A 12,349-nucleotide genomic window follows, 5' to 3' on the forward strand; every position below is an offset into this window, starting at 1 on the left:
GGTCAGGTGCTTTGAGACCATTTCGGAGGTGGAAAAGGAATTTTGGAGCTGGCCGACTAACTACCAACAAACACCCCTTGACGCCTTTCCATCTTTGAGAAATGCTAAGATGTCAGACCAATTTCAAGGTCTGACTGCCTGATAAGAAAATGGGGAACCATGAAGGCAAATAGCAGCGACAGGCCGGTGATCCGGCCGCTTCCGGTCATGGACCGCGCGCGTCAGGTGACCGACGCACTGGCGGATTATGTTGAAGAAGCCAGGTTGAAGGCGGGCGATCGGCTGCCGGCCGAGCGCGAGCTGATGGCGGCCCTTATGGTCGGTCGTTCGACCATTCGCGAGGCGATACGCCATTTCCAGGCGCTCGGTGTCATCGAGACGCGAAAGGGCAGCGGCACCTATCTGCTGAAGCCGGTTTCCAGGGCGACGATCCACATGCCGCTGTCTTTTGACACGGTTCATCTGCGCGACGTGCTGCTGCAGACGCTGGAGGTTCGCCGCGGCATCGAATGCGAGGCGGGCATGGTCGCGGCCCGGCGACGCACCGAAAAGGACCTCGTCGTCATCGAGGAAAAGCTGGACGCGATGGAGCGGGTGCACCTGGAGAAAGGCACCTCCGGGCCGGAGGATCTGGCCTTCCATCTCGCCGTCTACGACGCCACCCACAATCCGCTGTTTCGCCAGCTTCTCGAGCAGATGCGTGAGACCTTCGAGCGCTTCTGGGAGCATCCCTTCGACCGGCAGGATTTCGCGCGCCGGTCCTTTCCCTTTCACCGCACGCTTTTCAACGCGATCGCTGCCGGGGACCCCGAGGCGGCGCGCGCCGAAACATTGAAAATTCTCGATATCGTCGAGGAAGACATCAAGGAAATGTCCAAATGAGCAACGGCTCTGAACCGTTCGATCTTGCTTCCCTCATCACCGCGCATGACGAAGGCAACTTCGCCGACGCCGTCGTGCCGCCGATTTTCCAGACCTCGCTTTTCACCTTTTCCGATTATGACGACATGATCGCCTCCTACCGCGGCGAGAAGGTGCGGCCGATCTATACGCGCGGCCTGAACCCGACGGTACGTGCCTTCGAGGAAATGCTCGCCAAGCTCGAAGGTGCCGAGGATGCGCTGGGCTTTGCCAGCGGCATGGCGGCGATCTCGTCGGCTGTCTTAAGCTTTGTCGAGCCGGGCGACCGCATCGTTGCCGTCAAACATGTCTATCCCGATGCCTTCCGCCTGTTCGGCACCATCCTGAAGCGGATGAAGATCGAGGTGACCTATGTCGACGGGCGCGACGAGGAAGCGGTCGCCAAGGCGCTGCCCGGCGCCAAGCTCTTCTACATGGAAAGCCCAACGAGCTGGGTGATGGAGGCGCACGATGTCGGCGCGCTCGCAGCACTCGCCAGACAACAGGGCGTCGTCTCGATTATCGACAACAGCTGGGCGAGCCCGTTCTTCCAGCGGCCGCTGACGCTTGGCGTCGACCTCGTCATTCATTCGGCCTCGAAATATCTCGGTGGCCACAGCGATGTGGTGGCGGGCGTCATCGCCGGCTCGAAGGCGATGATTGCGCGCGTCAAGGCTGAGGCCTATCCTTATCTCGGCGGCAAACTTTCGCCGTTCGACGCCTGGCTCCTGATCCGCGGGTTGCGCACGCTGCCGCTGCGCATGCGGGCCCATGAGGCATCCGGCCTCGAGATCGCCAGGCGTCTGCAGAAGCTCGACGTGGTGGAGACGGTCTGCCATCCGGGGCTTGCCAATCGTCTGCCCGCCGGCCTCAACGGCACCTCGGGCCTGTTTTCGTTCATCTTCCGCGAGGGCGTCGATATCCGAGCCTTCGCCGACCACCTCAAGCTCTTCAAACTGGGCGTAAGCTGGGGTGGACATGAAAGCCTGATCGTACCGGGCGAGGTGGTGCTTCAGCAGAAGGCACAGCCAAATTCCGCACATGCCTTCGGCATCCATGCGCGATCCGTACGTCTCCATGTCGGCCTCGAAGGAACCGAGGCTCTTTGGAGAGACATCGAGGAGGCGCTCGCCGCCGCCTCACAATCCTGAAACCCGAGAGAAACCTAACAAGGGGGAACTGAGCCATGAAAAAACTAATAATCTCGACGCTCTTTGCTTCGATGATGGCGGGCACGGCCTTTGCCGATACCACGCTCAAGCTTGTCGAAGTCATCACCAGCCCGGAGCGCACCGAAACGCTGAAATCGATCGTCGGCAAATTCGAAGCCGCCAATCCCGGCACCAAGGTCGACATCATCTCGCTGCCCTGGAACGAAGCGTTCCAGAAGTTCGCAACCATGGTGTCGGCCGGAGACGTGCCCGATGTGATGGAAATGCCCGATACCTGGCTGTCGCTCTATGCCAATAACGGCATGCTCGAGAGCCTGGAGCCCTACCTCGAAAAGTGGGAGCACACCAAGGAGCTGACGCCGCGCGCGCTGGAACTTGGCCGCGACGTCAAGAACACCGCCTACATGCTGCCCTACGGCTTCTATCTCAGGGCGATGTTCTACAACAAGAAGCTGCTTGCCGAAGCCGGCGTCGCGGCGCCGCCGAAGACGATGGAAGAATTCACCGCCGCTTCGGAAAAAGTTTCCAAACTGTCCGGCAAATACGGCTACTGCATGCGCGGCGGAGCGGGCGGCCTCAACGGCTGGATGATCTTTGCCGCCTCGATGGCCGGCTCGAACAAGTATTTCAACGACGACGGTACCTCGACGATGAACAGCCCCGGCTGGGCCAAGGGCATCGAATGGATGGTCGATCTCTACAAGAAGGGCTATGCGCCGAAGGATAGCGTCAACTGGGGCTTCAACGAAGTCGTCGCCGGCTTCTATTCCGGCACCTGCGCGTTCCTCGATCAGGATCCGGATGCGCTGATCGCCATCGCCGAACGCATGAAGAAGGAGGATTTCGGCGTCATGCCGCTGCCGAAGGGCCCCGACGGCAAGTCCTTCCCGACGATCGGCTATGGCGGCTGGTCGATGTTCACGACCAGCGGCAACAAGGACCTCTCCTGGAAGCTGATCGCCACCCTCGAAGGGCCGGAAGGCAATATCGAGTGGAACAAGCGCATCGGTGCCCTGCCGGCCTATACGGCGGCCGAGAAGGATCCCTTCTATGCCGGTGACCAGTTCAAGGGCTGGTTTGAGGAACTGGCCGACCCGAACACGGTGCCAACAGTCATGCCGACCTATCTCGAGGAATTCGCCTTCTTCAAGGATTCGCTGGCGATCAAGACCTCGCAGCAGGCATTGCTCGGCGATATCTCGGCGAAGGATCTGGCCGACCAGTGGGCCGAATACCTCACCAAGGCGCAGCAGAAGTTCCTCGCCAAGAAATAAACAACGGATCGACGGCGGCGGCCTCGGAACAGGCCGCCGCCGCTTTTTTGATGACACAGACGGCGCCTGAACGCCGCGAATGGGAACTTCTGGCTGATGACCATTTCCGCCGATACGCTCGACATGCGTCGCGACCGCAGGCCATGGCTGCGTCGCGTTGCCGACGCTTCGGAGCCCTATCTCTACAGCGCACCGTCGCTGATCCTGATCATTGCAGTGATGCTGGTGCCGCTGACGGTCGGCATTTCCTACGCCTTCCGCGATATCCAGCTGCTCAATCCGTTTTCCGGCGGCTTCATCGGGCTCGATCATTTCCGCGAGCTTGCCGGCGATGCCGCCTTCTACGGGGCGCTGAGGAACACGCTCTGGTGGACGGGCGCTTCCGTCGTCCTGCAGTTCGTTTTCGGGCTGATCCTGGCGCTTCTGCTCGACAAGCCGTTCAAGGGCAGGGCGATCGCGCAGGCGCTGGTCTTCCTGCCCTGGGCCGTGCCGTCCTTTCTCGCCGGCCTCAACTGGGCCTGGTTGTTCAATCCCGTCATCGGTCCTATCCCGCACTGGCTTTTCGCCCTCGGGCTGATGCATGAGCCGGGCAATATCCTCTCCGATCCCAATTATGCGATGTGGGGACCGATCGTTGCCAATGTCTGGTGGGGCATTCCCTTCTTCGCCATCACTTTGCTTGCGGCGCTGCAGGCGATCCCGCGCGATCTCTATGAGGCAGCATCGATCGACGGCGCCGGCTGGTTCCAGCGCTTCCGCTCGATCACCCTGCCGTTTCTGGCGCCGACGATCGCCATCACCGTGCTGCTGCGCACCGTGTGGATTTCCAATTTCGCCGATCTCATCGTCGTCATGACCAATGGCGGGCCGGCCGACCGGACGCAGATCGTCGCCAGCTATATCTTCACGACAGCCTTCAGGCGGCTCGATTTCGGTTATGCCTCGGCGATCGCGCTGGTGCTGCTCGTGCTGCTGCTTGCCTATTCGATGCTGATCATCCTGCTCCGGCAGACGCTGCTGAACAAGGATTGAGATCATGAGACGATCCGCCATCCCCACCATCGCACACCGCCTGGCGATCCTTTGCTACATCGCCTTCGCGCTCTTTCCGCTGTTCTGGCTGCTCAAGGTGTCGGTGACGCCGAACGACCTGCTCTATAGCGAGGGCGTGCGCATGTGGCCGTCGCGCACGACATGGGATCACTATGCCTTCGTGCTGCGCCACAGCGCGTTTCCGACCTTCTTCAAGAACAGCCTGATCGTCTCGGCCTCGACGGCCGTCACCGTGACGATCTGCGCCTCGCTGTCCGGCTACGCGCTGTCGCGGTTCAATTTTCGGGCAAAATACTGGATCGTCGCCCTGATGCTGCTGACCCAGATGTTCCCGCTGGTCATGCTGGTGGCGCCGATCTTCAAGATCCTGTCGCCGCTGCATCTGACCAACAGCCTGACCGGGCTCGTCATCGTCTACACCGCCTTCAACGTGCCTTTCGCCACCTTCCTGATGCAGTCCTTCTTCGACGGCATTCCGAGGGATCTCGAAGAGGCGGCGAAGATCGACGGGGCGACGCAGTTCACAGCGTTTCGCCAGATCATCCTGCCGCTGACGCTGCCGGGCATCGCCGCCACACTCGGCTTCGTCTTCACCGCCGCCTGGAGCGAGCTGCTCTTCGCGCTGATGCTGATCAACGGCAATGACGCGGCGACCTTCCCGGTCGGCCTTCTCACCTTCGTTTCGAAATTCTCGGTGGACTTCGGGCAGATGATGGCGGCGGGCGTCATGGCGCTCATTCCGGCCGGCCTCTTCTTCCTGCTTATCCAGCGCTATCTCGTTCAGGGCCTGACGGCCGGCGCGGTCAAGGGTTAAACAAATGGCATCGATCGATATCCAGAATATCCGCAAAGCCTATGGCCATGTGCAGGTGTTGCACGGCGTCAACCTGGAAATCCGGGACGGCGAATTCGTCGTGCTCGTCGGCCCGTCCGGCTGCGGCAAGTCCACGCTGCTGCGCATGATCGCCGGGCTGGAGGAGGTCACATCAGGTGAGATCCGCATCGCCGGCAATAGGGTCAACGAGCTGCATCCCAAGGATCGCGACATTGCCATGGTGTTCCAGTCCTATGCGCTCTATCCGCATATGAACGTCGCCGGCAATATGAGCTACAGCCTCAGGCTGCGGAAGGTGGCGAAGGAGAAGATTGCGAGCGCGGTCGCGGCAGCCGCCGCCAAGCTCGGCCTCGACCCTTTGCTCGAACGCAGGCCGAAGGCGCTTTCCGGCGGCCAGCGACAGCGCGTCGCCATGGGTCGCGCCATCGTGCGCCAGCCGAAAGCCTTCCTGTTCGACGAACCGCTGTCCAACCTCGATGCGCGCCTGCGCGAACAGATGCGCGCCGAAATCAAGAAACTGCATGGCGACCTGAAGGCGACCTCGATCTACGTGACCCACGACCAGATCGAGGCAATGACGCTGGCGGACCGGATCGTCGCCATGCATGGCGGGGTGGTCCAGCAGGTCGGCAGTCCCCTGGAGCTTTACGACCACCCCGCCAATCTCTTCGTTGCCGGCTTCATCGGCTCGCCGGGGATGAATTTCCTCGAGGCCAGCTATGATGCCGGCGGCGTGAAGCTGAAGGACGGCACGATCGTGCCGCTTGCAAAGCCTTTGCCGCTTGTCGACGGCGCAAAGGTGACGCTCGGCATCCGCCCGGAGCATGTGCTGATGAGCGACGGCGGGGCGGGGCTTGCCGCGGATGTGGAACTCGTCGAACCCACAGGCTTCGGCATCATCCTGCACCTTGCCCTGCATGGCCTGCCGTTCAAGATCTTCACGCTGAACCGCGACGCGCTGAAGGCAGGTCCGAAGGTTAATGTAGCCTTCCCAGCCCAGTATCTGCATGTGTTCGACGGTGAGGGAAAACGCGTCGATTGAACAGTTAAGGCCGGTAGCCCGATGCTGTCGGTTTCGGCATACTGTCTCCGGCAGAGATGGGAGGTTCGATATGCTCGTCGCGCAGATATCCGATATCCATGCGAGGCCGGACCTTTCATCGCTCCAGACGCTGGAGCAAGCGATCGGCTGGCTGAGGACGTTCCGCCCGGATGCGCTTGTTGTCACCGGAGATCTGGTGGACGACGGATGGCGGCAAGGCTATCGCCTGGTCGCCGAAAGCCTGCGGTCGCTGGACTGCCCTGTCCACCTGTTGCCGGGCAACGGTGACGATGTGCGATTGATGCGGTCCGAACTTGCCGCCGTTGGCACGTGGATCAACCCGACGGGACCTATGCACTTCCGGACAGCCGTCGATGGGCTGACTCTCTTCGGAGTCGATCTGACCGTCGCCGGTCAAAGCTACGGCGACGTCCTGCCGCATCTGCCGTGGCTGATGAGCGTGCTTGCCGACGTGACGACGCCCTCCCTTCTGTTCATGCATCAGCCGCCATTCAGGATTGGCATCGAGGCGCTGGACCAGGTCGGATGCAGGAACGGCAGTGCGCTTCTCTGCAGCCTCGAGACGATGCACAGGCTGCCGCTGGCGATTCTGTGCGGCCATGTCCACCGCCCCGCGTTTGGTCGGTTGGGATCGATCCCTGTCCAGACCTGCGGCTCCCTCTGCCCGCCCAATCCGCTTCTGCTGGAAGGCCGGCCCGATCTTTCGGTGATCGACGCTCCGTCCTTTCTCATGCATGAGGTCAGCGACGGCAGGCTGGTTTCGCACGTGGTCTCGGTTCCGGCATCCGACAGGGGCGCATGAAAGGATTGCACGGTCATTCCTCACGTGCTGCGCGCGGAAAAATCTTTTGCCGCATCGCCCATGAGGGCTATATCGTCCGTGTGATTTTGCTGGATTGGATGCCATGACCGACACCGTTCTCGACCGCTTTCTCCGTTATGTCGTTATCGACACGCAATCAGACCCTGCCTCGTCGACGCAGCCCACCACCGGCAAGCAGAAGGATCTCGGCCGGGTTCTGGTCGATGAACTGCTGAAGATCGGTCTTGCCGACGCGCATCTCGATGAATACGGCTATGTCTACGCGACCATTCCGGCCAATAGCGACAAGACGGTACCGGTCATCTGTTTCTGCTCGCATATGGATACGGCGCCCGATTTCAGCGGCACCAATGTCAAGCCGCAGATCATCAGGAACTATGCCGGCGGGGATATCAGGCTTGCCGGGGACACGGGCCGGGTGATCCGCGTCAGTGATCATCCCGAACTGCAAAACCAGATCGGCAATGATATCGTCACGACCGATGGAACGACATTGCTCGGCGCCGACGACAAGGCCGGACTAGCCGAAATCATGACCGCGGCTGCGAAGCTCGTCGGCGATCCTGATATCAAGCACGGGACGATCAAGATCCTGTTTACGCCCGACGAGGAAGTCGGGCGCGGCGTCAACAAGGTCGACCTGAAGAAACTCGGTGCCGACTTCGCCTATACGATGGATGGCGAGACGGCCGGCCACATCGAGGATGAGACCTTCTCGGCCGACGGCGTCGAGATCAGCATATCAGGTGTGGCGATCCATCCCGGTTTCGCCAAGGACCGCATGGAAAACGCCATCAAGATCGCCGGCGCGATCATCGATCGGCTGCCGAGGGATCTTGCGCCCGAGACCACCGAAGGCCAGCAGGGCTTCGTCCATCCGACCGGCGTGACCGGCTCGATGGAGAAGGCGTCAGTGAGCCTCATCATCCGTGATTTCACCGACAAGGGGCTGACGGAAAAGGAGGAGATGCTCGAAGCCATCGTCAAGGAGGTGATGGCTGGCTATCCCGGCTCGACCTATCATTTCGAGGTGAAGGAGCAGTATCGCAACATGAAGGTGGTGCTCGATCGTCACCCGGAGATCGTCGACAACGCCATCGAGGCGGTGCGCCGGGCCGGCATGACGCCAGTGCGCGGCAGCATCCGCGGCGGCACGGATGGCTCGCGTCTTTCCTTCATGGGACTGCCGTGCCCGAACATCTTCGCCGGCGGCCATGCTTTCCACTCGCCACTCGAATGGGTAAGCCGCCAAGATATGGAAAAGGCCGTCGAAACGATCGTGGAACTGGCGAAGGTCTGGGAAGAGCGCGCCTAGGCGCGCTTCCATCTAATTCACACAGGAAGGGCGATTGATTAACCGCCGTTCGCAGGAAGGCCGTCACGCAGCATCACGCTGTCGTAGGCGGGCCGGGGCGTCGGGATCGCGATCGGCATTCCCGGCTCGGGCTCGACCGATGTTACCGGCGATGTTTCCGGCGCGGTCACCGGCGCGGTGATCCGCATCTGCCCCGTGCTCGCCGTCGCCATGGGGTCTGGAGCCGGCAGAGGAACGGGAACCGCCGAGGGTATCAGGGCCTCGAATTGCGGCGGCAGCATGCTTTCGCCGGGCACGTAGTTCATCGCCACCTCGTAGGAGGGCAGCGGCGGCGGCGTTTGAAGCATGCCGTTGGAGTCGCGCTTCTCGTAGAAAGCGTTGCCGCCGGCGACCGTCACATAGTGCATGTTGTCGTAGGGGAATTTCAGCCCATTGGTGTGGAAGAACATCGCGTCCTTCACCGCGGGATGGCGGGCGCCCTTAATGAGGATCGCATCGGCCGCGCTGGCAAGTTCGGTTTCGGCCTGCGGCTTGACTTCGCGCGTCATCACGCCGGGCGCAAATTGCCTTTTCTGGGCGACGACGCCGCAGATGGAAGGGGGATAGGCGCCGGAGGTGAGCCGGTTCATGACAACGGTACCGACAGCCATGTAGCCGTCCTTGTCCGAATGCTGCGATTCGAAATACATCGCGCGCTGCAGGCAGTCGCGATCCTTCGCCGTGTAATTGAACGTGACTTTTGCCGGTTGACCCTGCTTCTTGGTGTTCGCCGCCGTTGCCGCCGGTTTCGATGTCGTCGTGCAGCTTGCAGCCGCCAGTCCTACGAACAAAATCCCGATCAGGGATTTTCCAAAGGAAATCTCCGCCCTCAACGCCAGGTGCCTCCTATGGGATTAGTCCAGCCCTTTGTGATTAAGTGACAACGTTTTACTCGTCATATGACTGAAATACAAACAACCTTAGATCACAAAAAGCGCAAACGACTCTCGCCAAATGCGATTCCGGCGGCGAACTTCCGCATATTCCTGAAATCGGAATCGATTCAAGGATAAAATCATGCAGCAATTCAAAGTGTTACAGCTCCATTGCGGCTCTCGAAAAGACGCGCGGCGCAGTCGGCCGCGGCCCCATCTCCATCAGCTGCGGAACAGTTTCCAGCGGGTCGGCTTGAAGGCCACCCGGTTGCGGTCGAGCCTGTCGGCCTCGCTCGGCGGCAATTCGATCTCGATATGCGGGCGGTCGGCGCCGATATCCAATTCGATATGGCGGGTGCCGGCCACGCGGCGGCTGGAGACGGGCTGGCCGGCGATACAGTTTTCAGCTGATTCGCAGAGCCTGACGTCATGCGGGCGGAAATAGAGCTGCGCCGTGCCATCTGGCTCGCCTTCGGCATTGAGGCCGAGCGAGCGGCCTTCAAAGCGAATGTCGCTGTCGGCAACCTCGACCTCAAGGCAGTTCGACTGGCCGATGAAGCCGAAGACGAAGGGCGAATTCGGATTGTCGTAGACCTGGTCCGGCGTACCGACCTGTTCGATCGCGCCCTGACTCATGACGACGACGCGGTCGGCAAGCTCCAGCGCCTCATCCTGGTCGTGGGTGACGAAGACGGTGGTGTGGCCGGTGCGGTCGTGGATATCGCGCAGCCACTTGCGCAGGTCCTTGCGCACCTGGGCGTCGAGCGCGCCGAAGGGTTCGTCGAGCAGCAGCACGTTCGGCTCGACGGCCATGGCGCGGGCGAGCGCCACACGCTGGCGCTGGCCGCCGGAAAGCTGAGCGGGGTAGCGTTTTTCGAGACCGGAAAGCTGGACGAGGTCGAGTAGTTCCAACGCCCGCCTGCGGATATCGGCCTTGGGCGGCCGCCGCGCACTGTTTCTCACTTTCAGGCCAAAGGAGACGTTTTCGAGCACCGTCATGTAGCGGAAGAGAGCATAGTGCTGAAAGACGAAGCCGATATTGCGCTGCTGCACTGATTTCTTCGAGGCATCCTCGTCGCCGAAGAAGATCAGCCCCTCCGTCGGGCTTTCTAGGCCGGCGATCAGCCGCAGCAAAGTCGTCTTCCCGGATCCCGAGGGGCCGAGCAGTGCGATCAGCTCGCCGGAGCGGATGTCGAGCGAGACATCGTGCAGCGCCGGAAAACGATCGAATTCCTTGCGAATGTTTTGAACGCGTACTTCCATTCCAAATCCTTCAGTGCCGCCGGCTGGCGGCGATTTCCGCGCTATAGCGCATTTCCAGCAGCGTCTTCAAAACAAGAGTTACGAGCGCGAGCAAGGCCAAAAGCGTGGCGACCGCAAAAGCGCCGGTGAAATTATACTCGTTATAGAGAATTTCCACCTGCAGCGGCATCGTGTTCGTCTGTCCGCGGATGTGGCCTGACACCACCGAGACGGCGCCGAATTCGCCCATGGCGCGGGCATTGCAGAGCAGTACCCCGTAAAGCAGGCCCCATTTGATATTCGGCAGCGTCACGTGCCAGAAGGTCTGCCAGCCGCTGGCGCCGAGCGAAAGGGCTGCCTCCTCATCGGCGGTTCCCTGCTCCTGCATCAGCGGGATCAGCTCGCGGGCGACGAAGGGGAAGGTGACGAACATGGTGGCGAGGATCAACCCGGGCACCGCAAACAGGATCTTGATGTCGTGCGCGCTGAACCATTGGCCGAGCCAGGTACTGGAGCCGAACAGCAGAACGAAGACCAGGCCCGATATGACGGGTGAGACCGAGAAGGGCAGGTCGATCAGCGTCGTCAGGAAGGCCTTGCCCTTGAACTCGAACTTGGCGATCGCCCAGGCGGCGGCAACCCCGAAGATGAGATTGAGCGGCACGCTGACGCCGGCAACGATCAGGGTCAGGCGAATCGCCGAGAAGGTCTCGGCGTCTGCGAGCGCCTGGAGAAAGGGGCCGGCTCCCTTGCGAAAGGCTTCCACGAAGACGGCTGCGAGCGGCAGAAGCAGGATCAGCAGCAGGAAGACGAGCGAGAGGATGATCAGGGTAAAGCGCGCGAACCTGTTTTCGGTGGTCACCGAACGCAGCTTCGTTGGTTGAGCGGTCGTATCAAGCGCCATAACCGTACCTCCGCCTGCTCCAGCTCTGAATGAGATTGATGACCAGCAGCATGGCGAACGAGATGATCAGCATGATCGCCGCAATGCCGGTCGCTGCGGCGTAATTATACTCTTCGAGTTTGATGATGATCAGCAGCGGCGCGATCTCCGATTTGAACGGCAGGTTGCCGGCGATGAAGATGACCGAGCCGTATTCGCCGACGCCGCGGGCAAAGGCGAGCGCAAAGCCGGTGAGCACGGCGGGCGCCAGCCCCGGCAGCAAAACGCGGAAAATCGTCTGGAAGCGATTGGCGCCGAGCGTTGCCGCAGCTTCCTCCACTTCCTTGTCGATCTCCTCCATGACCGGCTGTACGGTGCGCACCACGAAGGGCAGGCCGACGAAGATCAGCGCAACGACGATGCCGGCCGGGGTGAAGGCGATCTTGATGCCGAGCGGCGTCAGGAACTGGCCGATCCAGCCGTTCGGCGCGTAGAGCGTCGTCAGCGCGATGCCGGCAACGGCGGTCGGCAGCGCGAAGGGCAGGTCGACCATGGCATCGATGATGCGCTTGCCGGGGAAACGGTAACGCACCAGCACCCAGGCGAGGATGATGCCGAAGACGGCATTGACGATCGCGGCGATGAAGGCGCTGCCGAAGCTGATGCGCAGCGCGTTCAGCGTGCGCGGATCGAGCGCGATCGACCAGAATTTCTCCCAGCCGAGCGCGCTCGACCGGACGGCAAGACCCGAGAGCGGGATGAGGATCAGAAGGGTGAGCCAGGTCAAGGTAAGGCCGAGCGCCATTCCGAAACCCGGAATGACGCTCGGCCGTTTGAACCGCCACCGCGTGGGGCTATGTGCTTTCATGAAGTCT

The 12,349-nt window shown here is 61.4% G+C and carries 12 protein-coding genes; 8 read left to right on the forward strand and 4 right to left on the reverse strand.

Features of this window, described 5'->3' with window-relative positions:
* Positions 1-159: 159 nt before the first annotated feature.
* From A6U98_RS30225 to pepT, 8 genes are all read left to right on the forward strand, one after another.
* Positions 160-882 carry a FadR/GntR family transcriptional regulator gene (locus A6U98_RS30225; protein WP_064654659.1) on the forward strand — a complete coding sequence of 241 codons (723 nt, stop codon included), beginning with the start codon at positions 160-162 and terminating at the stop codon, positions 880-882.
* Positions 879-2,051 (forward strand): PLP-dependent transferase, encoded by a 1,173-nt coding sequence (locus A6U98_RS30230; protein WP_064654661.1) that lies wholly within the window; start codon positions 879-881, stop codon positions 2,049-2,051. Before A6U98_RS30225 ends, A6U98_RS30230 begins: the two co-directional genes overlap by 4 nt.
* Positions 2,052-2,086: 35 nt before the next feature.
* Positions 2,087-3,346 carry a sugar ABC transporter substrate-binding protein gene (locus tag A6U98_RS30235; protein WP_003547731.1) on the forward strand — a complete coding sequence of 420 codons (1,260 nt, stop codon included), beginning with the start codon at positions 2,087-2,089 and terminating at the stop codon, positions 3,344-3,346.
* A gap of 96 nt (positions 3,347-3,442) precedes the next feature.
* The gene (locus tag A6U98_RS30240) at positions 3,443-4,378 is read left to right on the forward strand and encodes a sugar ABC transporter permease (protein ID WP_011655107.1); all 936 of its coding nucleotides are present in this window, start codon (positions 3,443-3,445) and stop codon (positions 4,376-4,378) included.
* A 4-nt stretch (positions 4,379-4,382) separates the two neighbouring features.
* Entirely contained in the window at positions 4,383-5,213 is an 831-nt protein-coding gene (locus tag A6U98_RS30245; RefSeq protein ID WP_064654662.1) for a carbohydrate ABC transporter permease, read from the forward strand.
* Positions 5,214-5,217: 4 nt separating this feature from the next.
* On the forward strand, positions 5,218-6,276 hold the full coding sequence (ugpC, locus tag A6U98_RS30250) for a sn-glycerol-3-phosphate ABC transporter ATP-binding protein UgpC (RefSeq protein WP_064654663.1): 1,059 nt from the start codon (positions 5,218-5,220) through the stop codon (positions 6,274-6,276).
* 70 nt (positions 6,277-6,346) lie between these two features.
* Positions 6,347-7,099: a metallophosphoesterase gene (locus tag A6U98_RS30255; protein ID WP_064654664.1), complete on the forward strand. Its 753-nt coding sequence runs from the start codon at positions 6,347-6,349 to the stop codon at positions 7,097-7,099.
* Between the two features lie 103 nt (positions 7,100-7,202).
* Positions 7,203-8,435, forward strand: a complete 1,233-nt coding sequence (gene pepT / locus A6U98_RS30260) for a peptidase T (protein WP_064654666.1) — start codon at positions 7,203-7,205, stop codon at positions 8,433-8,435.
* 38 nt (positions 8,436-8,473) lie between these two features.
* Here the strand turns inward: pepT and A6U98_RS30265 are convergent, their stop codons facing one another.
* The 4 genes from A6U98_RS30265 to cysT form a co-directional block, all read right to left on the reverse strand.
* On the reverse strand, positions 8,474-9,307 hold the full coding sequence (locus A6U98_RS30265) for a cell wall hydrolase (RefSeq protein WP_064654668.1): 834 nt from the start codon (positions 9,305-9,307) through the stop codon (positions 8,474-8,476).
* Between the two features lie 264 nt (positions 9,308-9,571).
* Positions 9,572-10,612: a sulfate/molybdate ABC transporter ATP-binding protein gene (locus A6U98_RS30270; protein ID WP_064654670.1), complete on the reverse strand. Its 1,041-nt coding sequence runs from the start codon at positions 10,610-10,612 to the stop codon at positions 9,572-9,574.
* A 10-nt stretch (positions 10,613-10,622) separates the two neighbouring features.
* Positions 10,623-11,495, reverse strand: coding sequence for a sulfate ABC transporter permease subunit CysW (gene cysW / locus A6U98_RS30275; protein ID WP_064654672.1), 873 nt, complete (start codon positions 11,493-11,495; stop codon positions 10,623-10,625).
* Positions 11,485-12,342 (reverse strand): sulfate ABC transporter permease subunit CysT, encoded by an 858-nt coding sequence (cysT, locus tag A6U98_RS30280; protein WP_033183675.1) that lies wholly within the window; start codon positions 12,340-12,342, stop codon positions 11,485-11,487. The genes cysW and cysT overlap by 11 nt, the downstream gene beginning before the upstream one ends.
* Positions 12,343-12,349 lie beyond the last annotated feature (7 nt).

It is taken from the genome of Rhizobium sp. WYCCWR10014 (genome assembly GCF_001657485.1).
Taxonomy (GTDB): domain Bacteria; phylum Pseudomonadota; class Alphaproteobacteria; order Rhizobiales; family Rhizobiaceae; genus Rhizobium.